Annotated in this window: 25 protein-coding genes; 11 read left to right on the top strand and 14 right to left on the bottom strand. The window is 72.8% G+C overall.

Annotation, left to right across the window (positions count from 1 at the left end):
- The first annotated feature begins 173 nt into the window (after positions 1–173).
- The gene (locus ACIQWA_RS05010; RefSeq protein WP_360245872.1) at positions 174–644 is read left to right on the top strand and encodes an SPW repeat protein; all 471 of its coding nucleotides are present in this window, start codon (positions 174–176) and stop codon (positions 642–644) included.
- A gap of 115 nt (positions 645–759) precedes the next feature.
- Here ACIQWA_RS05010 and ACIQWA_RS05005 read toward each other — a convergent pair whose 3' ends face one another.
- Positions 760–2,166: a class II fumarate hydratase gene (locus ACIQWA_RS05005; protein WP_402479674.1), complete on the bottom strand. Its 1,407-nt coding sequence runs from the start codon at positions 2,164–2,166 to the stop codon at positions 760–762.
- A gap of 139 nt (positions 2,167–2,305) precedes the next feature.
- A complete protein-coding gene (locus ACIQWA_RS05000) occupies positions 2,306–3,040 on the bottom strand; it encodes a carbon-nitrogen hydrolase family protein (RefSeq protein WP_402478260.1) in 735 nt (244 codons plus the stop codon).
- A 130-nt stretch (positions 3,041–3,170) separates the two neighbouring features.
- Here ACIQWA_RS05000 and ACIQWA_RS04995 point away from each other — a divergent pair, with 130 nt between their 5' ends.
- Both ACIQWA_RS04995 and ACIQWA_RS04990 read left to right on the top strand, forming a co-directional pair.
- Complete coding sequence (locus ACIQWA_RS04995) at positions 3,171–3,494, top strand: hypothetical protein (RefSeq protein ID WP_402478257.1); 324 nt, start codon at positions 3,171–3,173, stop codon at positions 3,492–3,494.
- Positions 3,495–3,729: 235 nt separating this feature from the next.
- The gene (locus ACIQWA_RS04990; protein ID WP_402478254.1) at positions 3,730–5,610 is read left to right on the top strand and encodes a cholesterol oxidase substrate-binding domain-containing protein; all 1,881 of its coding nucleotides are present in this window, start codon (positions 3,730–3,732) and stop codon (positions 5,608–5,610) included.
- A gap of 210 nt (positions 5,611–5,820) precedes the next feature.
- Here the strand turns inward: ACIQWA_RS04990 and ACIQWA_RS04985 are convergent, their stop codons facing one another.
- On the bottom strand, positions 5,821–6,411 hold the full coding sequence (locus ACIQWA_RS04985) for a helix-turn-helix domain-containing protein (protein WP_402478251.1): 591 nt from the start codon (positions 6,409–6,411) through the stop codon (positions 5,821–5,823).
- A gap of 172 nt (positions 6,412–6,583) precedes the next feature.
- On the opposite strand from ACIQWA_RS04985, the gene ACIQWA_RS04980 reads away from it, so the two are divergent.
- Both ACIQWA_RS04980 and ACIQWA_RS04975 read left to right on the top strand, forming a co-directional pair.
- Positions 6,584–7,339 (top strand): AzlC family ABC transporter permease, encoded by a 756-nt coding sequence (locus tag ACIQWA_RS04980; RefSeq protein ID WP_402478249.1) that lies wholly within the window; start codon positions 6,584–6,586, stop codon positions 7,337–7,339.
- On the top strand, positions 7,339–7,647 hold the full coding sequence (locus ACIQWA_RS04975; RefSeq protein WP_402479672.1) for an AzlD domain-containing protein: 309 nt from the start codon (positions 7,339–7,341) through the stop codon (positions 7,645–7,647). The genes ACIQWA_RS04980 and ACIQWA_RS04975 overlap by 1 nt, the downstream gene beginning before the upstream one ends.
- 93 nt (positions 7,648–7,740) lie before the next feature.
- Here the strand turns inward: ACIQWA_RS04975 and ACIQWA_RS04970 are convergent, their stop codons facing one another.
- Together ACIQWA_RS04970 and ACIQWA_RS04965 are read right to left on the bottom strand one after the other, a co-directional pair.
- A complete protein-coding gene (locus tag ACIQWA_RS04970) occupies positions 7,741–8,055 on the bottom strand; it encodes a hypothetical protein (RefSeq protein ID WP_360229911.1) in 315 nt (104 codons plus the stop codon).
- 96 nt (positions 8,056–8,151) lie between these two features.
- Positions 8,152–8,691, bottom strand: coding sequence for a GNAT family N-acetyltransferase (locus tag ACIQWA_RS04965; protein ID WP_402478245.1), 540 nt, complete (start codon positions 8,689–8,691; stop codon positions 8,152–8,154).
- An 89-nt stretch (positions 8,692–8,780) separates the two neighbouring features.
- Here ACIQWA_RS04965 and ACIQWA_RS04960 point away from each other — a divergent pair, with 89 nt between their 5' ends.
- The 6 genes from ACIQWA_RS04960 (at position 8,781) to ACIQWA_RS04935 (ending at position 15,756) form a co-directional block, all read left to right on the top strand.
- Positions 8,781–9,986, top strand: a complete 1,206-nt coding sequence (locus tag ACIQWA_RS04960) for an acyl-CoA dehydrogenase family protein (RefSeq protein WP_402478242.1) — start codon at positions 8,781–8,783, stop codon at positions 9,984–9,986.
- Positions 9,987–10,058: 72 nt separating this feature from the next.
- On the top strand, positions 10,059–10,436 hold the full coding sequence (locus ACIQWA_RS04955) for a hypothetical protein (RefSeq protein WP_402478239.1): 378 nt from the start codon (positions 10,059–10,061) through the stop codon (positions 10,434–10,436).
- Positions 10,437–10,829: 393 nt separating this feature from the next.
- Complete coding sequence (locus ACIQWA_RS04950; RefSeq protein WP_402478236.1) at positions 10,830–11,708, top strand: alkaline phosphatase family protein; 879 nt, start codon at positions 10,830–10,832, stop codon at positions 11,706–11,708.
- Between the two features lie 502 nt (positions 11,709–12,210).
- Entirely contained in the window at positions 12,211–12,693 is a 483-nt protein-coding gene (locus ACIQWA_RS04945; RefSeq protein ID WP_402478234.1) for a hypothetical protein, read from the top strand.
- 351 nt (positions 12,694–13,044) lie between these two features.
- Positions 13,045–14,226 carry an IS30 family transposase gene (locus ACIQWA_RS04940; protein ID WP_402479669.1) on the top strand — a complete coding sequence of 394 codons (1,182 nt, stop codon included), beginning with the start codon at positions 13,045–13,047 and terminating at the stop codon, positions 14,224–14,226.
- A gap of 183 nt (positions 14,227–14,409) precedes the next feature.
- The gene (locus ACIQWA_RS04935) at positions 14,410–15,756 is read left to right on the top strand and encodes a multidrug effflux MFS transporter (protein ID WP_402478232.1); all 1,347 of its coding nucleotides are present in this window, start codon (positions 14,410–14,412) and stop codon (positions 15,754–15,756) included.
- A 125-nt stretch (positions 15,757–15,881) separates the two neighbouring features.
- Here ACIQWA_RS04935 and ACIQWA_RS04930 read toward each other — a convergent pair whose 3' ends face one another.
- The 9 genes from ACIQWA_RS04930 to ACIQWA_RS04890 all read right to left on the bottom strand — a co-directional run bounded on the left by ACIQWA_RS04930 (position 15,882) and on the right by ACIQWA_RS04890 (position 24,035).
- Positions 15,882–17,624 carry a glycosyl hydrolase family 18 protein gene (locus tag ACIQWA_RS04930; protein WP_402478229.1) on the bottom strand — a complete coding sequence of 581 codons (1,743 nt, stop codon included), beginning with the start codon at positions 17,622–17,624 and terminating at the stop codon, positions 15,882–15,884.
- 487 nt (positions 17,625–18,111) lie between these two features.
- Positions 18,112–18,681, bottom strand: a complete 570-nt coding sequence (locus ACIQWA_RS04925) for a hypothetical protein (protein ID WP_402478226.1) — start codon at positions 18,679–18,681, stop codon at positions 18,112–18,114.
- 226 nt (positions 18,682–18,907) lie between these two features.
- A complete protein-coding gene (locus ACIQWA_RS04920; protein ID WP_402478223.1) occupies positions 18,908–19,873 on the bottom strand; it encodes an ABC transporter substrate-binding protein in 966 nt (321 codons plus the stop codon).
- 51 nt (positions 19,874–19,924) lie between these two features.
- Positions 19,925–20,602, bottom strand: a complete 678-nt coding sequence (locus ACIQWA_RS04915) for an ABC transporter permease (RefSeq protein WP_360229892.1) — start codon at positions 20,600–20,602, stop codon at positions 19,925–19,927.
- The gene (locus tag ACIQWA_RS04910; RefSeq protein ID WP_188303439.1) at positions 20,599–21,267 is read right to left on the bottom strand and encodes an ABC transporter permease; all 669 of its coding nucleotides are present in this window, start codon (positions 21,265–21,267) and stop codon (positions 20,599–20,601) included. The genes ACIQWA_RS04915 and ACIQWA_RS04910 overlap by 4 nt, the downstream gene beginning before the upstream one ends.
- Positions 21,257–22,435 carry an ABC transporter ATP-binding protein gene (locus ACIQWA_RS04905; RefSeq protein WP_402478220.1) on the bottom strand — a complete coding sequence of 393 codons (1,179 nt, stop codon included), beginning with the start codon at positions 22,433–22,435 and terminating at the stop codon, positions 21,257–21,259. The genes ACIQWA_RS04910 and ACIQWA_RS04905 overlap by 11 nt, the downstream gene beginning before the upstream one ends.
- Positions 22,436–22,721: 286 nt before the next feature.
- Positions 22,722–23,108: a rhodanese-like domain-containing protein gene (locus ACIQWA_RS04900; protein WP_402478217.1), complete on the bottom strand. Its 387-nt coding sequence runs from the start codon at positions 23,106–23,108 to the stop codon at positions 22,722–22,724.
- Positions 23,102–23,689: a cysteine dioxygenase gene (locus ACIQWA_RS04895; protein WP_402478214.1), complete on the bottom strand. Its 588-nt coding sequence runs from the start codon at positions 23,687–23,689 to the stop codon at positions 23,102–23,104. The genes ACIQWA_RS04900 and ACIQWA_RS04895 overlap by 7 nt, the downstream gene beginning before the upstream one ends.
- A gap of 268 nt (positions 23,690–23,957) precedes the next feature.
- Positions 23,958–24,035, bottom strand: coding sequence for a putative leader peptide (locus tag ACIQWA_RS04890; protein WP_101948289.1), 78 nt, complete (start codon positions 24,033–24,035; stop codon positions 23,958–23,960).
- Positions 24,036–24,080 lie beyond the last annotated feature (45 nt).

The raw sequence follows: 24,080 nt of genomic DNA, 5'->3' as shown, positions 1-24,080 counted from the left end.
GCCACCTGCGCGCATGCCTATGGTCTCCGCCAACTAGCGGCGAGAGTCACAACCGGCGTGATCGGATGGTTATCGGTCATTCCGGACTATCAGGTGCAAAACCTTGGAGAAGCGCCAGAATAGGTACGGGGCTTGCCCCTTTCAATGGTCCCGAACCACAGGAGGTGGTATCGGTGGCAACCCACGTGCCGGCAGGCATGGAGCACCACCCGGACATCGTCGAACTCCGGGAACACTACGAGCGGGTCACCTCGACCCCCCGCGCCCAGGGCGTCGAAGCCCTGGCCGTTCTGGCCGGTCTGTTCCTCGCGGCATCGCCGTGGATCGTCGGCTTCACCGCGTTCAGCACCCTGACCGTGACCTGCCTGATCGTCGGGCTGGCCTACACGGCCCTGATGGCCGGCTACGGCTCGGCCTACGAGCGCACCCACGCGAGGGCTTGGGCCGCCGCCGCGCTCGGCATCTGGACGATCATCTCTCCCTGGGCCGTCTCAGGGTCCGTCGCACACGGCAAGAACATCGTCACCTGCGTCATCGTCGGTGCCGTGATGTTCCTGCTCGGACTCGCGGCGCTCTCGATGGCCACGATCACGTCGAACGGAGCAGCGATGCGGCTCGGCCGGGCCGGCCGCGCCAAGGGCTGACCTTCCCCGCAGCCCGCGTCCGGGGCACGGAGGGCACTCGTGCCCGCCGCGCCCCGGCGCACCGACCGGCCCGGCCCTACCCGGCCCGACGCCCGACCCCGTCTGGCCCGACCGGTTACGGGTGCGTCATCCGCAGCACGTCCAGCGCCCGGTCCAGCTCCTCCTCGGTGAGCGCGCCCCGCTCGACGTACCCTCGCTCCAACACCACCTGACGGATGGTCTTCCGCTCCGCCAGCGCCTGCTTGGCGACCTTCGCCGCCTCCTCGTAGCCGATGTACCGGTTCAGCGGTGTCACCACCGAGGGCGAGGACTCCGCGTACTCGCGGGCCCGTTCGACGTTCGCGGTGATCCCGTCCACCGTCCGGTCCGCCAGCAGTCGAGCGCTGTTGGCCAGCAGCCGCACCGACTCCAGCACGTTGCGGGCGATCACCGGGAGCATCACGTTCAGCTCGAAGTTGCCGCTCGCGCCGGCCAGCGTCACCGTCGCGTCGTTGCCCACCACCTGGGCGGCGACCATCAGCACCACCTCGGGCAGCACCGGGTTCACCTTGCCCGGCATGATGGACGAACCGGGCTGGAGGTCCGGCAGGTTGATCTCGCCGAGGCCGGTGCGCGGGCCGGAGCCCATCCACCGCAGGTCGTTCGCGATCTTCGTGAACCCGACGGCGACCGTGCGCAGTTGGCCGCTCAGCTCGACCAGCGCGTCCCGCGCACCCTGCGCCTCGAAGTGGTCTCGGGCCTCGGTCAGCGGCAGCCCGGTGGCCCGGGCGACCTCCTCGATGACGGCCGCCGGGAACCCGGGCGGGGTGTTGATGCCGGTGCCCACCGCCGTTCCGCCGAGCGGCAGTTCGGCGACCCGGGGGAGGGTCGCCAGCAGCCGCTCCCGCCCGTGCCGCACCTGGGCCGCGTAGCCGCCGAACTCCTGGCCGAGGGTGACGGGCGTGGCGTCCATCAGGTGCGTGCGGCCGGACTTGACCACCTGCGCGAACTCGACCGACTTGCGCTCCAGCGCCTCCGCGAGGTGCTCCAGCGCCGGGATCAGGTCGTGGGTGACGGCGGCGGTGGCGGCGATGTGGATCGAGGACGGGAACACGTCGTTGGACGACTGGCTGGCGTTCACCTGGTCGTTCGGGTGCACCGGCCGCCCCAGCCGTTCGCCGGCCAGGGTGGCGATCACCTCGTTGGCGTTCATGTTGGACGAGGTGCCCGAACCGGTCTGGAACACGTCCACCGGGAACTCGTCGTCCCAGCGGCCCTCCGCGACCTCCTCGGCGGCCGCCGCGATCGCCCCGGCCGTCTCCTCGTCCAAGACCCCGAGGCGGGCGTTCACCCGCGCCGCGGCCGCCTTGACCCGGGCCAGCGCGGCGATGTGCGCGCGCTCCAGCCGTTGGCCGGACACCGGGAAGTTCTCCACCGCCCGCTGCGTCTGCGCCTGCCACTTCGCGGCGGCCGGCACCCGCACCTCGCCCATCGAGTCGTGCTCGGTCCGGTACTCCTGCGGCTTCTCCCGCTCGTCACCCATCGCGCGCTGCACCTCCTGTACGGGCCGGTCAGGCCCGGTCACGGGACTTCCGATCACGACAGCCGCGCGCGGGCCCCGGGTATTTCCACCCGGGGCCGGCGATCTCCGATCCGGGACGCGATGTGCGGCGTGGGCGTGGCTAGCGCCGGGGCAGCTCGGCGCGGACCAGCGCGCCCGGCTCGGTGCCGGCCTGGGCGACGGACGACCCGTCGGGTGCCCAGATCCCGGAACCGCCCGAGCTGTCCGGGTACTCGCCGGTGGACCCCGCGGACGTGGACAGCACGACCCAGACCCCGTGCGCGGTGGCGCGCGCCCGGCAGTGCTCGTCCCGCCGCTCGGCCTGCGCGGCGCCCGGGCCGTACAGGGTGGAGGCGACGTAGGCGTCGATGCCGAGCGCGGCGGTCTCCTCGGCGTGCGTCGGGTCGGCGGCGTCGGCGCAGACCGCGAGGCCCAGCCGCAGCCCGTCCAGCTCCAGCACGACGGGCTTCTCGCCCGGGGTGAAGCGGTCGGGCTCGCCCTCGCCGTGCAGGCGCATCTTCCGGTAGACGACGGTGGCGCTCTCGCCGGTGACCGCCAGGGTGGCGATCGACTCGTGCCCGTCGGCCTCCGCTACCGGCGCGCCGACCAGCGCGAGGGCGCCGGTGGCGGCGCAGGCCTCGACCAGTGGGGCGAGCCGCGGGTCGGCCGGGTCGACGGCGGGGGCTGCCAGGTCGTAGCCGGTCAGCGACAGCTCGGGGAACACCACCAGGCGGGTCCCCGCCGCCCGGACGGCCTCGGCGTGCCGCTCGACGTTGACGGCCAGGGTGTCCGGGCGGCCGCGCTCGGCGCAGAGGGGCTGGGCCACGGTGACGGTCAGCGGCGCGGACGAGGGCATGGCGGGGCCTCCGGGCAGGTGGGGGCGGGGGTCAAGATCAACCTATGCGGCCGCCGAGGAGCTTGGCAAGGGCCGGGAACCCGGTCCGGCCGGGCTGGACGCCCGCCACACCGGACCCCACCATGGCGGCATGAACAGCAACGATGCCGCCGCCACCCGCTACGAGGCGATCGCCGACGAACTGGCGCCCCGGGGCGCCCACCGCTCCAAGATGTTCGGCATGCCCTGTCTGAAGGACACCAACGGCAAGGCCTTCGCCGGGTTGCACGGGGACGAACTTGTCTGCCGGCTCGGCCGGGAATCGGCGGAGCACGCGGAGGCGCTCGCCCTGACGGGGGCGCACCTGTTCGACCCGGCGGGCGGGCGACCGATGAAGGACTGGGTCTGCCTGCCCGGTACGGCGGCCGACCGGTGGCAGCGTTACGCGGAGGCCGCCCTCGCGGCGCCACGCTGAACCCGGCCCGGCCGGAGGCGGCGCGACTACCGCCGGGGCAGCTCGGCGCGGACGGAGTGGACAGTGGACGGGTCTCGCCCGTTCGCGCCATGATCACTCGAACGAGTGAGATCCCGGCCGGAACGCTTCAAACTGTCGTACGGCACTTCGTACGCTCCTGACCGGGTCAGGCGGATGCCGACCGCCCCGGAGCGCCGCGATCCGGCCCGGGGAACCGATGCAGGGGGCGGACCGGATGACCACAGAACACGACGGCAACGACACCCACCGCGGCCTGAGCAGGCGGCAACTGCTCGGCGCCTCCGCGGCGCTCGGCGCCACCGCCTGGCTGCTGCGCGGCACCATCGGCCCGGACGGCGCCGAGGCCGCCACGCCGGTACCGCCCGGCCTTCCCGCCGGCACCGAGCTGTACCAGCGGGTGTTCCAGAACTGGTCCGGCGAGATCCGCACCGACCAGCTGTGGACCTGCGCGCCACGCACCCCCGAGGAGGTCCCGGCCCTCGCCGACTGGGCGCACGCCAACGGCTGGCGGCTTCGCGCCACCGGCTACCGGCACACCTGGGCGCCGCTCACCGTCGCCAACGGGACCCCGGCCGACGCCCGGGTCCTGCTCGTGGACACCAACCGGTACCTCACCGCCATCACCGCCGACTCGCCCACCACCGTGCGTGCGCAGACCGGCGCGAGCATGGAGGCGCTGCTCGCCCACCTGTCCGACCGGGGCCTCGGCCTGACGGCCTGCCCTGCGCCGGGCGACCTCACCGTCGGCGGAGTGCTCGCCATCGGCGGCCACGGCACCGCCACCGGCGCCGGTGGCGAACTGCGCCCGGACGGGCACGGCTACGGCTCGGTCAGCAACCAGGTGGTCAAGCTCACCGCCGTCGTCCTCGACCCGGCGACCGGCCGCTACGCGCTGCGCACCTTCGACCGCGCCGAGGCCGACAGCGCCGCGTTCCTGGTGCACCTGGGCCGCGCCTTCCTCACCGAGGTCGTGCTGCGCGTCGGAGCCGACCGCCCGCTGCGCTGCGTCAGCCGGCTGGACATCCCGGCGAGCGACCTGTTCGCCCGCCCCGGCACCGCCACCGGGGGCGGCGGGCTGCTCGGCGGAGTGCTGGGCGGAGTCCTGGGTGGCGGCGGTGGCCCGCGCACCCTCGCCGACTTCGTCGAGCGCGACGGCCGGGTCGAGGCGATCTGGTTCGCCTACACCGACTACCCATGGCTCAAGACCTGGACCGTCGCCCCGAGCAAGCCGCTCGCCTCCCGGGCCGTCGACCAGCCCTACAACTACCCTTTCTCGGACAGCATTCCGGAACCGGTCGCCCGACTGGCCGGCCAAATCGTCTCCGGCGCCTGGGGATCGGCCCCGCTGTTCGGTCAACTCCAGTACCTGATCGCCAAGGTGGCGCTCACCGGCGACCTCACCGACGTCCTGCTCTCCGGCGGACTGCTGCGCGACCTGCTCACCGGCGACCTGATCACCCACCTGCTCGCCGGCGGTCTGCGCTCCGACCTCTGGGGCCCCTCGCGCGCCCTGCTGCAGTACGTCCGGCCCACCACGCTGCGCGTCACCGCCAACGGCTACGCGATCTTGACCAAGCGCGCCGACCTGCAGTGGGTGGTCAGCGAATTCGCCGCCTACTACCGGCAGTTGCTCGGCGAGTACCAGGCCAGGGGCGAGTTCCCGGTGAACGGCGCGGTGGAGATCCGGGTCACCGGCCTGGACGACCCGTCCTACTCCGGCGTCCCCGGTGCCCGGCCCCCGCTGCTGTCCGCGCTGCGCCCCCGGGTGGACCGCCCGGAGTGGGACACCGCGGTCTGGCTCGACGTCCTCGCCTTCCCCGGCACGCCCGGACTGGAGCGCTTCGCCCGGGACTTGGAGCAGTGGCTGCTGCGTACCTTCGACGGCACCCGGGCCGGGATGCGGGTCGAGTGGTCCAAGGGGTGGGCGTACACGGCGGACGCCGCCTGGTCCGACCAGGACCTGATCGGCCGGGTCATTCCCGACAGCCTGCGCGCCGGGGGCGGGCCCGGCTGGGACGAGGCGGTCGCCACGCTCGACCGGTACGACCCGCACCGGGTGTTCGGGAACCCGTTCCTGGACGGGCTGCTGAGGTAGCCCGGGCCTCCGGGTCGGGAGGCGGCGGTGGGCGGCCGGCGCTGACGGACGGCGGGTGACAGCGAACGGATAACAGATAACAGCTGACAGATTTCGAAATCTGTCAGCTGTTATCTGTTTGCTGTCATCTGTTCGCGGCCGCCACCCGCTACCCGTTGCCCGTCGGTCGCCACCCGCTGGGGGTCAGTCGCCGCAGCCGGCGGCGGTGCGTCAGATGTGCTCCATCACGATCACCGCGAGGGTGTCCGGGGCCAGTGCGCGGAACACATGGGGGGCGTCCCCGGGATAGCTGATGTAGTCGCCCGGGCCGAGTTCGACCGGTGTCTCGGTCGGGCCGACCAGGGCCCGGCCCGAGCCGATCAGCACGTGCTCGACGGTGCCGGGCATGTGGGGCTCGGAGGCCCGGGTGTCGCCCGGCTGGGCCTCGATCCGGTAGATGTCGCGCCGGGCGTTCGGCGGGCAGGAGGAGAGCACAGTGGCCGCGTAGTTGGCCTGCTCGGAGTGGGTCACCGGACCCTCGCCGGCTCGGAGCACCTTGACGGTGGGGCGCGGCGGGTCGACCAGTCGGCTGAACGGCACGTTCAGCGCGACCCCCAGTGCCCAGAGTGTCTCCACGCTGGGGTTGCCCGCGCCCGACTCCAGCTGCGAGAGCGTCGACTTGGCGATGCCGGCGCGGCGGGCCAGCTCGGCCATCGACAGCCCGCTGCGTTCGCGTTCGCGCCGGATGGACGCGGCGATCTGGCCGATCAGCTCCGTGCCGGAGCCGTTGGCGCCCTCGGGCCGGGTGGTCCGGTCACTCATGCTCGCCACTCACGCTTTCTCCAGGCTCCTTCGGTCGGCTTCCCGCTGGTGGTGCCGTTCATGCTGCCACGGCCGGCCTCCGGGGGTCGGGCTACGGGCCTCGAGGACGTTCGTCACACCGGTCCTTCCGTTCGCCTTGACGAACGACGACTCTGGGTTCACTCTGATGAACATGCGTTCGCTACTCCGAACACTCGAACATGCGACCCTCCGCGACATCGCCCTGGTCTGTGTCGCCGACGCGCTCGTCGGCGCCTCCTTCGGCGCGATCAGCGTGTCCGGCGGCCTGCCGCTCTGGGTGCCGACCGCCCTGTCCGTCCTGGTCTTCGCGGGCGGCTCGCAGTTCGCGGCCGTCGGCGTGGTGCTCTCCGGGGGAGGCGTGCTCGCGGCCGTCGCCACCGGTCTGGTGCTCAATGCCCGGCTGCTGCCGTTCGGCTTCGCGGTCGCCGACGTGCTCCAGGGCCCTTGGTGGCAAAGGCTGTTCGGGGCGCAGATGCTCACCGACGAGAGTGCGGCCTTCGCGTTGCAGCAGCACGAACCGCGCCGCCGCCGGGCGGCGTTCTGGGTCTGCGGGGTCTCGCTGTTCGTGGTGTGGAACGTCGCGGTGCTGCTCGGGGGCCTCGCCGGCGGGCTGATCGGGGACACCGACGCGCTCGGGCTGGACGCCGCCTTCCCGGCCGTGCTGCTCGCGCTGGTGCTGCCCTCGCTCGCCGACCGCGCGACTCGTACGGCCGCGGTGGTGGGTGCGGTGGTGGCCGTCGCGGCCACGCCCTTCGTGCCGGGCGGGCTGCCGGTGCTGCTGGCCCTCGTCGGGCTGCTGTTCGCCGGGCGGCCCGGACCGGGGCCCGGGCTAGGGGCACCGGGTGAACTGGGTGAACCGGGGGAGCAGGAGGCCGCCCCGGCGGCCATGAAGGAGGAGGCCCGATGATGCCGCTGTACGCGATCCTGCTGCTGGGCGCCGGGACGTACGCCTACCGGGTGGCCGGTCCGCTGCTCGGGCACCGGCTCGCGCTCTCGGCGCGGATCCGGCACCTGCTGGCCGTCGCGGCGGCGGTGCTGCTGGTCGCGCTGGTGGCGACCGGTGCGCTGACCCAGGGGCACGGTTTCGCCGGGTGGGCCCGCCCGGCGGGGGTGCTGGTCGCGGGTGTGCTCGCCTGGCGCCGGGCACCGTTCCCGTTGGTGGTCGTGGCCGGGGCGGCGACGGCGGCGGTGCTGAGGCTGTGCGGGGTGGGGTGACGGCAGGCCGAGCACGGCGGACGGCAAACGGCTGACAGTATTCAGCGAACAGATAACAGATTTCGAAATCTGTTATCTGTTCGCTGTCATCTGTCAGTCGTCACTCGTCAACCGCTCCGCCTGCACCTCGGGCCGCTTGCTGTCCCACAGCAGCTCCCACACCTTGAACACGCAGTGGTAGTCCCGCATGCTCCCCCGCGAGATCAGCAGGTAGGTGTCCCCGTCCCGCAGCAGCGTCTGCTGCCGGCTGCTCATGGGGTGCTCCGGGGTGTAGGTCGGGACGATCCGCCGCAGCTCCGCGACGGCCTCCTCCCGGGTGCCCTCGACCTCGCCGAGCACCTTGTTGCCCCAGGTCCGGTCCTTGCCGATGCCCACCGTCTCCTCGACGACCAGCGCCCAACGTGCCATGTCCCGCCTCCCCTTCCGTGTTCCGTAGCGGCCGTTCGGGTTCGTACCGGCCGTACGCGCTCGAATCGGCCGTTCCCCGTCGGCCCGCCCGATCCGTCAGCGCACCAGCGACTTGAAGAAGATGGTGGTCGGCTGCAGCACGCCGGTCGTGTCGGCCGCGTAGTCGGGCACCGAGCCGACCCGGGTCCAGCCCTCCGCCTCGTACATCCGCTCGGCCGGGCTGCCCGTCACGGTGTCCAGCACCAGCAGCCGGATCCCCGACCCCGCCGCCCGCTCCTCCAGCGCCGCCAGCAGCCGCCCGGCCAGCCGCTGCCCGCGGTCCGCCGGGTGCACCATCAGCTTGGCCACCTCGCCCCGGTGCCGCCCGTTCGCCGTCGTGGCCGGCCGCAGCTGCACCGTCCCGGCGAGCCGCCCGTCGGCCGCCGCCCGGGCGGTCCACAGCACCAGCCGTCCGGCCGCGAGCTCCGGGACCAGCGCCCGCCACCACGCCGCGGACTCGCCCGGCTCCAGCGGGGCGAGGAAGCCGACCGAGGCACCGCCGTCGACGGTCTCCGTCAGCAGCCCGGCGAACTCGGCCACCGAGGAGTCCAGTTCCTCGGCCGTCACCTCGTCGACCACGTACCCGGTGCCGGACATGTCGCCTTCCTCACTCGCTCCCGTCGGTCCCTGACCGGGCGGGTTGCGGAATACTCGCCGATGTCCCGCCGAGACTACAAGGAGCTTCAATGCCGAAGCCGACCCGGATCGACCCGGCCGACCTGCTCGCGGTCGGCGACCTCCTGACCGACGAGGAGCGGTTGGTTCGCGACACCGTCCGCCGGTTCACCGAGGAGCGGATCCGCCCGCACATCGGCGACTGGTTCGAGCGCGGTGTCTTCCCGGCCCGCGAACTCGCCCCCGAACTCGGCGCGCTGGGCGTGCTCGGCATGCACCTCGACGGCTACGGCTGCGCGGGCGCCGACGCGGTGGCGTACGGGGTCGCCTGCATGGAACTGGAGGCGGCCGACTCGGGGCTGCGCAGCTTCGTCTCGGTCCAGGGCTCGCTGGCGATGCGCTCGATCCACGCCTTCGGCTCGGAGGAGCAGAAGCAGCGCTGGCTGCCCGGCATGGCGGCGGGTGAGCTGATCGGCTGCTTCGGCCTCACCGAGCCCGACTTCGGCTCGGACCCGGCGAACATGCGCACCCGGGCGGTCCGCAAGGGCGGCAAGGGCGGCAAGGGCGGCGAGGGCGGCGACTGGGTGCTGTCTGGCAGCAAGATGTGGATCACCAACGGCAGCATCGCCGACGTCGCCGTGGTCTGGGCGCAGACCGAGGAGGGCGTGCGCGGCTTCCTGGTCGAGCGAGGCACCCGCGGCCTGACCGCGACCGACGTGCACGGCAAGCTCTCCCTGCGCGCCTCCGTCACCAGCGAGCTGGCCTTCGACGAGGTGGTGCTGCCCGCCGACGCCGTACTGCCCGGCGTCACCGGCCTGCGCGGCCCGCTCTCCTCCCTCAACGAGGCCCGCTACGGCATCCTCTGGGGCACCGTCGGCGCCGCCCGCGACTGCTACACCGCCGCCCTGGACTACGCGAAGAGCCGGATCCAGTTCGACCGCCCGATCGCCGGCTTCCAGCTGACCCAGCAGAAGCTGGTCGAGATGATGCTGGAGGTGGAGAAGGCGTACCTGGTGGCCCTGCGGATCGGCCGGCTCAAGGAGGAGGGCGCGGCCCGCCCGCCGCACGTCAGCTTCGGCAAGCTCAACAACGTGCGCACCGCGCTGGAGATCGCCCGCAGCGCCCGGACCGTCCTCGGCGCCAACGGCATCACCACCGAGTACCCGGTGCTGCGGCACGCCAACAACCTGGAGTCGGTGCTCACCTACGAGGGCACCAGCGAGATCCACACCCTGGTCCTCGGTGAGGCCATCACCGGTGAGTCCGCCTACCGCTGACGAGCCGTCCACCCACCATGAGCAGCGAATAACCGGTGGCCGGGCCCCTCGCGGCCCGGCTACCGTCCCGCTATGACCAGTCAGCCCGCCCGGCAGCAGCCCCCGACCACCACCCTCTGGCGCCCCACCGGCCCGCAGGAACTGGCCCTGGTCGAGGGCGCCGACTGGCGTGCCTGGCCGGCCCGGCTGCCCGAGCAGCCGATCTTCTACCCCGTGCTGAACGAGGACTACGCGGTCCGGATCGCCCGCGACTGGAACGTGCCCGCCTCCGGCGTCGGCTACGTCACCCGCTTCGAGGTGGAGACGGACTTCCTCGCCCGCTACCCGGTGCAGCGGGCCGGTGGCCGGACGATCCTCGAACTCTGGGTCCCGGCGGAGGAGTTGGCGGAGTTCAACCGGCACATCGTCGGCCGGATCGAGGTCGTGCACGAGTTCCGGCCGGAGGGCTGACGACCCTGCGCGCGCCCGTCCTGCTCGCCTGCCTGCTCGCCTGCCTGGACGCCGCGCCACCCGGCCTTCGCCAAGCCGACCGCCGACAGGTCCTTTCCGCCCGCCGTCCACGCGGACGGTTCCCGGCTGCCCCGCACCGGCGAGCGAATCGGCCCGGACACCCCGTCCTGGTCGGCGAGCCGGTGAGCATCGCCGCCGAGTACCGGCTGTTCCTGCCCGACGGGGAGGCACGCACGGGCGGCCGCTACGCCCGCTTCGGCTCCCGACACCTCGCGGACACCTGCCGTTCGGCGCCCCGTCGCCGACCGGTACGGCCGACCGTGAAGCATGGCGCGGTCGGCGGCGCCCTCGGCGGGCGCGGCCGGGTGTGCACGACCGAGAGGAAGCCCCACCATGTCCGCAGTCCAGTGGCCCCGCCCCCGCGTCCTCGTGGTCGGGATCGACGGAGTCCGCCACGACTACCTCGCCCAGGTGCCGATGCCGCGCCTCCAGGAGGTCGCCGAGGCCGGGTTCCTGGTGCCGGTGACCGTCGCGGACTCCACCCCGACCATGTCCGGACCGTGCTGGGCCACCATCGTGACCGGCGTCGAGCCCGCCAAGCACGGCGTCTGGGGCAACCACCTCGGCGGCAACCGGCTGGACGTCTTCCCCGACTTCGCCACCCGTCTCAACCGCGGCGACCGCCGCCGCACCTTCGTCGCGGCCGGTTGGGACCCGCTGATGATCAACGAGTCCGGCGGCCCGCTGTTCCGCGCCCCCGGCCGGCTCTCCTACGTGGCCCCTGCCGAGGACACCCCCGAGGCCTGGGAGGCCGTCGACGAGGAGGTCACCCGGGAGGCCGTCCACGTCCTCGGCACCGCCGACCCCGAGGCCTCCTTCGTCTACCTGGGCGCCGTGGACGAGACCGCCCACTTCCTCGGCTGCGGCGAGGAGTACCGCGCCTCCATGCGCACCGCCGACGAGCGCCTCGGCCGGCTGCTCGACGCCGTCCGCGGCCGGGAGGACTACCCGCAGGAGCAGTGGACCGTCATCGTGGTCACCGACCACGGGCACGTCGACGCCGGCGGCCACGGCGGCCGTACCGTCGAGGAGCGGACCGCCTGGGTCGCCTGCGCCGGGCACGACATCCCGGCCGGCCCGCCCACCGGCGAGATCCGCCACCCCGACGTCGCCGCCCAGGTGTACGCCTCGCTGCTGCGCCCGATCGACCCGCACTGGACCCTGGACGGCCGCCCCTTCCCCGTCGCCCGGCCGGTCCCCGCGACCGTCTGACCCGGCGCCCGCCTGGCCCGGCGCCCGCCTGGCCCGGCGCCCCACCCCCGTCCGTCGCGCGCCCGGCCCATGCCCGCCCGCGGGCCGGTGCCCCGGGTGCAGCACACCGGGCTGCGGCGGGGCCGCGCCTGCGTCAGGCTCGATCGGGGCTCGGGACGTACCCGGGCCCGGCGTGGCGGCCCGAGCGCCGGAGCGGTACCCGCCTGCCTCCGGGGCCGGCCCCACGGACATACGCCTGAAGGTGGAGACGGTACCCCGTGGGTTGGATGCACGATCGCGACCTGGTGGTGACGATCCGGAAGGTCGGCCCGCGCCACCATGGATACACCCGGACGGCGGACCGTTCAGCCAGGACGGGTCGCGGACGGGCCGGCGGCGGTCCCGGCCGCACCGGACGCAGCACGGGCGCCGCACGCAGCAGGCGCACAGCAGGCAGCACAGGCATCGGACGTACCGGACACACCGGACGCATCGGCACCGCACACGGAGAGGGCAGCCAGGCATGAAGGGCATCGTGAGCAAGGTCGCGCTGGGAGTCGCGGGCACCGGCATGGCCGTCGCCGTGGCAGCGGTGGCAATCGGCCCGCGGGTGTCCGAGTGGTACGACGGGCGCCACCAGGAGCTGGCCGCGTTCGACAGCGGCTCGCAGGCCAAGGCCGAACGCCGCTCGATGCCGACCTGGCTGCCCGACAATGCCTCCTCGGTCAGGTACCTGATGTCCACCACCGGCGACGACCGGCTGCTGCGGGCCACCCTCCCCGAGGGCCGGCTGCCCGCCGGCTGCAACACCGGGGTGCCGGGCAAGGGGCCGCACCCGGTGCCGGTCTCGCTCAAGGCGGGCTGGTTCCCCGAGGGCATCGCGGCCAAGGCCACCGGCACCTGCGGGCACTACAATGTGACGCTCACCGGCAACCAGCTCTACGCGTGGCAGGACGGCGCGACGCTGCAGGCGGCCCTTCGCGCCGAGCACGTCGCCAAGCACTGAGGGTGCTGATCGGGCGCTGACCGGGCGCTGATCCCGGATCAGCCGTCCTGACCAGGGAACGAACGGCCCGCCGGGCACCGGAAGGTGCTTGGGTTCTAACGGTCCTCGCAACACCTGCGATCTGTGGGAGTTGCGAGGACCGTGGGCGTTGGGCGTAGTGATCTTGCCGGGTTGCGGGAGCGTTTCCTTGAGCGGCTGGATGTCGTAGGCAGCGTGACCGTGGCGGCGCGTGAGTTGGGGCTGAACCGGAACACCGCCTTCACCTGGGCCCGGAAGGCCGGACGGAGGTCGGTTGGCCCGCCGCGTCGGCATTCCGGGCGGGACGAGTACGAGCGGCTCCGGGCCGGCGGTATAGCCCGCCGGGTGGCAGCCCGGCAGGTCGGCGTGAACGAGCGCACGGCCAGGGACTGGGACCGGGGCGTCAAGAAGTCCCGCCATGCGCGCACCTATCCCGGAGGGCGCCGCGTCGACTATCAGGCGGGAACCGTCACCATGGCCGGTGTGACAACAGCACCGGTCAGCTTGAGGGCCCTGGAAAAGCAGCTCCACCCGCGGTTCCTGACACTGGCCGAGCGCGAACAGATCCGCGATCTTCGCGAGGCGGGTCAGTCGCTGCGGGCGATCGGACGGGCCCTGGGGCGGCCCGCGAGCACGGTCAAGCGGGAGATCGACGCGAACTCGGGCAGCGAGGGCTACCGGCCCTACCAAGCCCACCGGGCGGCGGCAGCGCGCCGGCCCCGGCCCAAGGACCGCAAGCTGCTGCGCGAGGGACGACTGCGCCGCTTCGTCGCGGACAGGCTGCGCAGGCGGTGGTCACCGGAACAGATCTGCCACGCTCTGCGGAGGGAACATCCCGGCGACGAGAGCATGCGGGTGAGCGTGGAAACGATCTACCAGGCGCTGTACTTCCAGGCCCGCGGGGGCCTGAAACGGGAAGTGCAGGCAGCCGTCCGCTCCGGGCGGACCCGCCGCAAACCCCGCCGGAACCCCGAGCGGCGCACTTCCCGGTTCGTCGATCCGATGGTCATGATCAGCGAGCGCCCCGCCGACATCGAGGACCGAGCCGTTCCCGGTCACTGGGAAGGCGACCTGATCCTCGGCGCGGGCGGGCGCTCCGCGATCGCCACCCTGGTCGAGCGAAGCACCCGCTACACCATGCTGGTCCACCTGCCGGGCGGAGCCCACGACGCCGAGACCGTCCGCGACGGGCTCGTGCGCACCGTCCAGACCCTGCCCGCCCACCTGCGCGGTTCTCTCACCTGGGACCAGGGCAGCGAGATGGCACGGCACAGGCAGTTCAGCATGGCCACCGACATGCCCGTCTACTTCTGTGACCCGGCCTCGCCCTGGCAACGCGGCTCGAACGAGAACACCAACGGGCTGCTGCGGCAGTACTTCCCGAAAGGCACCGACCTGAGCCTGCACGGTCCCGAAGACCTCGAACACGTCGCCCAGGAGCTCAACGGCCGCCCACGCAAGACGCTCGGCTGGGATACCCCAGCCGAGCGTCTACGTGATCTACTCACCGTCTGAAACCAGGTGGTGTTGCGACGACCCCTTGAACCCAAGGTGCGGGCGGGCCTTCGTCGTGCGCGTGCTGTGGATCGGCCGGTGGGCGGATCCGTCCCGGTGCACCCCTGCCGTCGTCGCGCCCGAGGTGTTGGGATAGGACGGACCGCGAACAAACCCCGCGTCACCGCGTCCGTTAGGAGAGCCATGCCCGGCCCGACCGTCGGTCCCACCGACGACACGTCGACCGATCCAGCTCCAGATCCAGCCCCAGATCCAGCTCGAGCCCCAGCCTCAGTCCCAGCCCCGGCGTCCGGCAGGTCGGCAGCCGCCGGCCGGGCCACCGTCGTCGTCCTCGGCGGCCTCACCGCGCTCGGCCCGCTCACCACCGACCTCTACCTGCCCGGTCTGCCCGCGATCGCCGATGACCTGGTCGCCGAACCGGCCGCCGTCCAGCTCACCCTCACCTTCTCGATGATCGGGGTCGCGGCCGGGCAACTGCTCTTCGGGCCGCTCAGCGACCGCTTCGGGCGCCGTCCGCCGCTGCTCGCCGGGCTGGTCGTCTACACCTTGTCCAGCGTGGTGTGCGTGTTCGCGCCGAACCTGTCGGTGCTGATCGCGGCCCGCTTCGTCCAGGGCGCGGCCGGGTCGGCCGGACTGGTCATCGGACGGGCCGTCGCCCGGGACCGCTTCCAGGGCGTGGCGATGCTGCGCTTCCTCGCCTCGATCGCGCTGATCTCCGGGCTGGCACCGATCCTCGCCCCGATCATCGGGGCGCAGCTGATGCGCTTCACCTCCTGGCGCGGCACCTTCGGGGCGCTCACGGCGCTCGGGCTGCTGCTCACCCTGGCCGCGTTCGGCGCGCTGCGCGAGAGCCTGCCGCCGCAGGCGCGGGACGGCGGCGGGGTGGGCGCGACGCTGCGCACGATGGCGCGGCTGCTGAGCCACCGGCCCTTCCTGGGACTGGCGTTGACCAGCTCGCTGGCGTTCGGCGCACTGTTCGGGTACATCAGCGGGTCGTCGACGGTCCTCCAGCACGTCTACCAGGTGTCCCCGCAGACCTACAGCCTGCTGTTCGGGCTGAACTCGCTCTCCATCGTGGTGATGACCCAGCTGAACGGGCGGGTGCTGGCGCCGCGCTTCGCCGCGCGGTCGCTGATGCTGGCCGGGCTCGGGACGGCTGTCGCGGCCGGGGTGGCGCTGGTGCTGCTGACCACGGTGTGGGACTTCGGGTTGACCGGGTTCTGCCCGCCGCTGTTCGTGCTGATGGGCAGTCTCGGGGTGGTGCTGCCGAACACGGCGGCGCAGGCGCTGAGCCTGGTGAAGCCGCAGGCGGCTGGGACGGCCTCGGCGCTGCTGGGGACGGGCAACTTCCTGTGCGGCGCGGTGGTCGCGCCGTTGAGCAGCCTCGGTGGGCGACCGTCGGCGACCCTGCTCGCGCTGGTGGTGCTGGGCTGCGGTGCGCTGGCGCTGGCGACGTACGCGGCGCTGTGCCGGCCGGGGCGGCTGCGGGAGGTGGCGGAGGGGGTGGAGGGGGCGACCGAGCGGGCCTGACAGATGACGGCAAACGGATAACAGCTGACAGATGTTGAAATCTGTCAGCTGTTATCTGTTTTCTGTTATCTGTTACTTGTCAGCTGTCAGCTGTCAGCTGTCAGCTGTCAGCTGTCGTCCGTCGCTCAGGAGATCGAGAAGTCGTCCCCGTAGACGCTGCCCTGCCCGTACCAGCCGTGCAGGTACACCGTGACGCTGCCGGAGGCGTCGGTGGTGAAGGGGACGGAGAGCTTGGTCCAGCCCGAGGAGATGGTCCAGGTGCTGGCGTTGGCGCCACCGCTGACACCCAGGTAGGCGTAGTTGCCCTGCACCCAACCGCTCAGCGTGTAGCTGGTGTTGGGCTTGAGCGTCACGCTCTGGGTGCAGTCGCCGGTCTGGCTCGCGGAGGCCGCGGCCTGCAGTGCGTACGAGCCGGAGTGGACCGGCGTGGTCACGATGCCGCCACCGCTCTGGCAGGTCCAGGGGGCCGCCTTGCCGGTCTCCAGGTCACCGTTGACCAGGCCGGTCGACGGGGCCGTGCCGGTGACGGTCAGCGAGTAGGTCGCCGTGTGGCTTCCCGAGGGCGCGGTGGCCGTCACGGTCAGCGGGTAGGTGCCCGCCACCGCGCCCGAGGTGGTGGCGATGTTCAGGGTGGCGCTGTTTCCGGCGGTGACGCTGCCGGGGGTGACGGTGGCGGTGACTCCGGCCGGGGCGCCGCTGACCGAGAGGTTGACGTTCTGCGCCGAGCCCGCCGTGACCGCTGTCGCGATCGCCGCCGAGGTCGACGAACCCGCCTTCACGGTGGCGGAGTTCGGGTTCACCGCGACCGAGAAGTCGTTGGTCACCGTCGATCCGCTGGTGAAGGGCGCGAAGATGTGGGTGAAGTCCCAGGTGTTCTGGTTGATCCCGGAGCAGGAGTCGTCCCCGCCCTTGCCCGGGCAGCTGCCGTTGTCGCGCTGGAGCGCCCAGAAGGACAGGGTGTTGATGCCCTTCGACACCGCCCAGTTGTACACGGTGGTGGCGTTGGCGACCGTGAAGGTCTCGGCCGCGCCGAAGTCGTCGATGCCGACCATCTCGGTGATCCCGATCGAACCCCACAGCTGCGAGGGGGACTTGGCCGGGTAGAGCTGGGCCAGCTGGTTGTACAGGCCCTGCGCCGAGGTCTGGGTGTCCGCCGCCATGTCGTGGGTGGCGTTGTCGTAGTAGTCGAAGGTCATCATGTTGACGACGTCGATCCGCGCCTTGTTGCTGACGGCGTTGCGCAGCACCGCGAGGCCGTTGTCGGCCAGCCCGCTGGTGGTGGTCGGCAGCGTGTAGGAGAACTGGACGTTGCGCCCGTTGGCGGCGGCCCAGTCCTGCACGACCTTGATCGCCTTGTTCCGGCGGTCGATGCCGGCCGTGTTGGTCAGCGAGTTGTCCTCGATGTCGAGGTCGATCCGGCTGATGTCGTAGGTGGTGATCAGGTTCTCGTAGGCGGCCGCGATCTGGTTGACGTCGGTGCAGCTGTCGGCCAGTTCGGTGCCGGTGTTGTCGGCGGTGTAGCCGCCGAAGGAGGGGATCACGTCCCCGCCGTTGGCGCGGATGGTGGCGATGTCGGCGCCGAAGGTGGAGGAGGACACCGGCTTTGAGGTGTCGCCGTTCCAGTACGGGGTGCAGGAGCCCTTGGTGGCGGCCTGGAGGAAGGCCATCGTCAGGTACTTGGCGCCGGACTGGGCGGCCAGGGTGGCGGGGCTCTGGCCGGTCCAGGACTCGAAGTAGGGCGCGAAGACCCGGCTGGGGAGCGGGGTGGCGGCCTGGGCGGAGCCCGTCCCAGTACCGACCAGACCGGCCGAGGCGGCCAGTGTGACGCAGGCCGTCAGCGCGGCCCGGAGGGTTCTGCGAAGACGCATGGATTCTCCAACAGGCGTGGTGGGGGAGGATGTTGGGGGGCGTACGGGCCGCGGGACGTCCGGGTGGTCGTGTGGGGTCGACCGTGCGGACGTCCGGGGCCGGGGATCGGGTGCCGGGAATCGAGTGCGGGGGATCGGGTGCAGGGGGCGTTCGATGCGGACGTGAGGGCGTGCGGAGCCCGCCGCCTCGCGTGGAGGCGGGCGGCGGTGCGAAAGGTGCGCACGCCGTAGGAGGGCGGGGGCGGAGCGGAGCAGGGCAGTGCCTCAGCCGCCGGTGGTCACACCCCCACAGTGCATCCCGGTCGGATCGACATGCTTATGTTTGGACTAGACCACTGGTCTGTCAAGAGAGCTAACAGTTCGTCAGCGGACGGCCCCGGCCGTCGAAGGGAGGGGGCGCCAGTGGCCGCGCACCCGGCGGGCGGGGCGCGGCCACGGCTGCCCGGAGCTCAGGACACCGGGCGGTTCGGGGGCGGTGCGGGCGGCGTCAGCGCGCCGCCGGGCAGAGGGTGGCGCGCAGCGCGTCGTCGATCTTCGCGGCCGTGTCCGGTCCGAAGCCCTGCGGATGCTCGGGCGAGGTGAAGTGCTGGTCGGCCAGTTGGGCCAGCTTCGCCTTGTCCTTGGGGTACTGGTACAGCGCCTGGCACTGCTTGCGGGCCTGTTCCACCACCTGGTCGGGCTTGCCGCCGACGATCGCCGGGTCGATCGCGTTCAGTGCGGCGACCACCTTGCCGGTCAGGTCGGCGTCCGGCTTGGCGGGCAGGCCGGCGTCGGCGGGCGGTGCGGGCTTGGCCGGGGCCGAGCCGTCCGCGCCGGGTGTGGAGCCCGGGTCGGCGGGTGCGGACGGTGCGGCCGTCGCGGGTGCCGGGGCGCCTGCCGAGGCCGTGGCGTCGGCGGTGGCGGCGGTGGGGGAGCCGGCCGCGACGGTGGCCTTGGCCGAGCTCGAGCCGGAGCCCGATCCCGAGCCGGAGCCCGAGCTCGAAGCGGAACTGGAGCAGGCAGCGAGGCTCACCGCGGCGAGTGCCGTGAGGGAGGCGGCGAGGAGACGAGTGCGCATGGCGCCACACTGTCATGTTCGCGGCGTAGAAGGGAAGGTCCGGTGGGGCTGCCGGGAAGGGCGCGGAAACGGCGAACGACGGCCCCGGAGGAAGCCCCTCCGTGCCGCCGCCCGCCGCGCCGCTGTCCGCCGCCCGCTGTCCACCGCCCGCCGCCCGCCGATTCCCGGGCAGGGCAGGGCAGGGCAGGGCCGGGCCGAGTCGGGTGGGGCCGGGTCGGCCGGACCGTCAGCCCAGCCCGTTGCTCTTCAGCCAGTCCTTGGCCACCGCCGACGGGTCCTCCTTGTCGACCGAGACCCGCTTCATCAGCGCCGTCAGCCCGGCCGTGTCGAGCTTGGCCGACACCGCGTTGAGCGCCGCCGTCGCGTTGGCGTCCACGCCCGCCTTGTTGACCAGCGGGGTGACGTTCTGCGCGCCGAAGACGTTCTTCGGGTCGCTCAGCGGCACCAGCTTGTACTGGACGATCTTCGGGTCGGTGGTGAACACGTTGCCGACCTGGATGCTGCCGTCCTTGAGCGCGTTCGCGGTGGTGTCGGCGGTGGGCTTCCACTCCTTGAAGGTCAGCCCGTAGACGTCCTTGAACTGCTGCTCGCGGCGGGTCTTGAACTCCGGCGGACCACCGATGGTGAACTCGCCGGCCTTGGCCGCGAGGTCCGTGATGCTCTTGAGGCTGTACTTGTCGGCGGTCTCCTGGGTGACGCTGAGCGAGTCCTTGTCCTCCGCGGGGGAGGAGTCGAGGATCGCCAGCGAGGCGGGCAGTGCCTTGGTCAGCGCCGCGTTCACGTCCGGGGTGGTGACGGCGGTGTTCTTGGCGTCCAGGTACGCGAGCAGCGCGCCGTTGTACTCGGGCAGGACGGTCAGGTTGCCGCTCTGCAGCTGCCCGTAGAGCACCTCGCGGCTGCCGATGTTGAACTTCTCCTGGACCTTGACGCCCTTGGCCTTGAGGGCCTGCGAGTAGATCGAGCCGAGCAGCACGTTCTCCGGGAAGTTCGCCGAGCCGACCACCACGGTCCCGCCGGAACCACCGGAGCCGCCCGAGGCGGCACCGCCGGAGGCCGTGGCACCGGCGGAGGCGCTCGACCCGCCGCCGAGCGGGTTGCTGCTGCCCGAGGAGCCGCAGGCGGTGGCGCCCAGGGCGAGGGCGGCGAGGGTGCCGAGGAGTACGGCGCGGCGGCTTCCGTTGAATGTCGACATGATGACAGTTGTCCTTCCGGGGCGAATGGGAGAGAGAAGCAGGGAGGGGCCTCAGCGGGTCCGGCGCTGGGCGCGCACCCCGGGCGGGAGCGCGAACCGGGCGAGCAGGGCGAAGAACAGTTGGGCACCGACCGCGAGCAGCACCACCAGCAGCGCGCCGCCCACGGTCACCGCGTACTGCCGGGTGGCCAGCCCGTCGATGACGTAGCGGCCCAGGCCGCCCAGCCCGACGTAGGCGGCCACCGTGGCGGTCGCGATCACCTGGACGGTCGCGGTCCGGAAGCCCGCCAGCAGGGTCGGCGCGGAGGAGGGCAGGCAGACCTGGAACAGCACCTGCGGGTGGGTCAGGCCGATCCCGCGCGCGGCGTCCCGGACGTCCGGATCGGTGCCGCGCACCCCCTCGACGGCCGCCACCAGCAGCGGCGGCGCGGCCAGGGCGACCAGCGGGAACAGGACGGCGGTGTCGCCGACCCCGGCGAGCAGCACCGCGAGCGTGACCAGGCCCAGGGTGGGCAGGGCGCGGGCGGCCCCCGCCAGCGCGGTGACCACCGTGACGCCGCGCCCGGTGTAGCCGATCAGCAGCCCGAGCGGGACGGCCAGCAGCGCCGCGAAGAGCAGGGCCTCGCCGGAGAGCAGCAGGTGCTCGGAGACCCGGTGCACGATCGAGTCCGGGCCGCTGCGCCGGTCCGGGGCGGAGAAGAAGTCGCTCAGCCAGTTCAGCCAGTTCACGAGCCCGCCCCCTGCTCCCGGACGGCCCACGGCGCGAGCAGCCGGCGGGCGGCCACCAGCAGCAGGTCGACGGCCAGCGCCAGGACGGCGATCAGCACGATCCCGGCCACGATCGGGGTCGGGAAGGTCCGCTGGAACCCGTCGATGAACAGGTAGCCCAGCCCACCGCGGCCGATCAGGGCGCCGACGCTGGCCAGCGAGATGCTGGACACCGCCGCGACCCGCAGCCCGGCGATCAGGTACGGCACGGCGGCGGGCAGTTCGACGGCGGTCAGCCGGTGCCAGGGCCCGTACCCCATCGCGGTGGCGGCCTGCCGGACGGAGTCCGGGACGGCGCGCAGCCCGTCCACCGTGGTCGGCAGCAGGACGGCGAGGGCGTAGAAGGTGAGCGGGATCATCACGGTCGCCTGGGTGGCGAGCCCGGTGTACGGGATCAGCACCACGAAGACGGCCAGTGAGGGCAGCGCGTAGACGATGTTGAAGACGGCGGACAGCGGCTGGTAGAGCCGGGGGAAGCGGGCGCAGGCCAGGCCGAGCGGAACCGCCAGCAGCAGGCCGATGAGCACCGGGACCAGGGCGATCACGGCGTGGTCGGCGAGCAGGTTGCCGAGGTAGCCGAGGTGGTCGCCGATCCAGTACCAGCGGACGATCGGTTCATCGTCCACCGTCGGCTCCGTCCGTCGGGGCCTGCGGGAGCGCTTCGTCCGCCAAGTCCGCCTCGTCCGTCACGGCCGCCTTGTCCGCCACGGCCGCCTCGTCCACCTCGTGCGCCACGGCCGCCCGGTTCGCCTTGGTGAGGGCGACCGGCGTGAGCGCGGCCAGGACGGCCTCCCGGCCCGCGGTGCCGACCGCCCGGCCGGCGGCGTCCAGCGCGACCGCGACCCCGGCGGGGGAGAGCACGGCGGCGTCCAGGGCGGCGCGCAGGGTGTCGGTGTCCGGGCGGTAGCCGGCGGCCGGCCGCAGTTCGGTGGCCCCGGCGGCACGGTCGATCCAGCCGATCGGGCGGCGCTCGTCGTCCAGGGCCAACTCCCAGCCCCCGTGGCGGAGTCCGTCCTCGATCGGGCGGAGTTCGACGGCCTTCGCGGGCCGCAGGCCCAGGCCGCGCAGGCCCCGGTCGCGGCCGAGGAAAGCGGCCACGCCGTCGTCCGCGGGGGCGGTCAGCAGGGTGTGCGGGTCGGCCAGCTGGGCGATCCGGCCGTGCTCGCGCAGCACCACGACCTGGTCGCCGAGCCGGACGGCCTCCTCGATGTCGTGGGTGACGAACAGCACGGTCTTGTGCAGCTCGGACTGCAGGCGCAGCAGTTCCTCCTGGAGGCCGGCCCGCACCACCGGGTCGACGGCGCTGAACGGTTCGTCCATCAGCAGCACCGGCGGGTCGGCGGCCAGCGCCCGGGCCACGCCGACCCGCTGCTGCTGGCCGCCGGACAGCTGGAACGGGTAGCGCTTGGCGGTCTCGGGGGCGAGGCCGACCAGCTCCAGCAGTTCGGCGGCCCGGGCCCGGGCCTTCTTGCGGTCCCAGCCGAGCAGGTAGGGGACGGTGGCGATGTTGTCGATCACCTTCCGGTGCGGGAACAGCCCCGCCTGCTGGATCACGTACCCGATGCCTCGGCGCAGCTTGGCGGGTTCCAGGTCGGCGACGTCGGTGCCGTCCAGCAGCACCCGGCCCGAGGTGGGCTCGACCATCCGGTTGACCATGCGCAGAAGGGTGGTCTTGCCGCACCCGGAGGGCCCGACCAGGACGGTTATCCGACCGGTCGGGACTTCCAGGTCCAGTCCCTCGACCGCGATGGTGCCGTCTGGGTGGCGCTTGCCGGCGCCCTCGAATCTGATCACGGAGTGTTTCCTCGTCAGGGCGCCCCGGGGAGGCGGCGCCTGTGTCGGTCGGTCTTTCGGGTCGTTCGGTTGGCGGCGGTCGCACCGCCCGGGCGTTCTTCCGCCCGCCTGGCTGCCCAGCTTCGGACCGGCGGAAACTCTGATCAGACTATGACCTGCATCATCTCCTGTCCCTGATTTACCGCCCGGCACGCGGCGTGACTCCCGGCCCGGCGGCCCGGCGCCCGGTGAGGTGACCCGGGCTCAGCCGCCCGGGAACACCCCTCGTGACCTCGGGCCCGAGGGTTCAGTCGCCCGGACGGGTCCGCAGCCCGGACGCCGCCCAGCCGACGAAACCGCCGTCGAGATCGGTCGCCCGGTGCAGCCCGAGCTCGCGCAGCGAGGCCGCGGCCAGGCTGGAGGCATAGCCCTCGGAGCAGACCACGATCACCTCGACGTCGTAGCCCGAGGCCTCGGGGATGCGGTGACTGCCCGTGGGGTCGAGCCGCCACTCCAGCACGTTGCGCTCGATGACCAGCGCGCCCGGGATCCCGCCCTCGGCGGCCCGCTGCGCCGCCGGACGGATGTCCACCAGCAGCGCGCCGTCCAGCTGGGCCTGGTACGCCTCCCGGGCGCGCGGGCGGTGGACGCCCTCGCGGGCCCGCTCCACCAGGTCGTCGATCGTGGTCACCATTGCTCCGGTCCTTCCTCAGAGGTGCGGACGAGCCCGCCGGCCCGCAGGTCGTAGTGCGCCATCGAGCTCAGCGGCGGCGAGTAGGCGTGCAGGGTGACGGCCGGGCCCGAGGCGGTGTTGCGCACGTCGTGCACGTACTCCGGGCCGAAGGCGCGGGCCGTGCCGGCCGGGACCCTGCGGATCAGCAGGCCCTGGTCCGGGCCGCCGAGGGACAGCTCCTCCAACTCGCCGAGCGCGACGGTGAACGCGCCGCGCGAGCCGCCGTGGTCGTGGAAGCCGGTCGACTGGCCGGGCAGCCAGCTGATCAGCCAGACCTCGTGGTCGTCCTCGGCGACCAGCCGCTGGTACCAGCGCTCCTCGGTGGAGAGCCGGACCAGGTGGATCCACTGGTCGGGCCGCTCGGCCAGCTCCCGGACCACGGTCCGCAGGGTGCTCGGGCTGAGCGGGGGCCGTGCGGGGCCGGTGGCTGGGTCTGCGGCGGGGCCGGTGGCTGGGACGGCGGTGGGGTCTCCGGTGGGGTCGGTGGCTGGGGGTAGCTCGGGGCTGCGGGTCGGGTTCTCGGTTGCGAGGTCCAGGCTCATGGGGCGTCCTCGGGTGCGGCGGGAACGTCGGGAGGGGCGCTCGGATCCGGCGGCGGGGCCGCGGCGCCGCGGGGTGCGGCTGTTGCGGCCGTGGTTGCGGCTGCTGCGACGTGGCGGTGACGGGCGCGGGCCGGCGGAGCGGCCCGCACCCGGCCGGGCACGGCACGTGCGGTGCCGCCGGGCGGGCGGGTTTCAGGACTGCGGGTACGGCTGCGCGGTGCGGGCCCTGGCAGTGGTCACAGGGCGGAACCGGCGAAGTGGAACAGGGTCAACAGGCACAGATGGAACTCGCCTGGCGTCGCAGATCGACGTGCAGGCGGCAAACCAGAGTGGTGCCGGAGTCCATGCCCCGGATCTTTTCCGAGCCGGTCGGACGAAGTCAAGCCGGGGC

Source organism: Kitasatospora sp. NPDC098652 (genome assembly GCF_044760155.1).
Taxonomy (GTDB): Bacteria; Actinomycetota; Actinomycetes; order Streptomycetales; family Streptomycetaceae; genus Kitasatospora.
The sequence above is the reverse complement of the archived record's forward strand: the minus strand, read 5'-3'. Positions and strand labels throughout refer to the sequence as shown.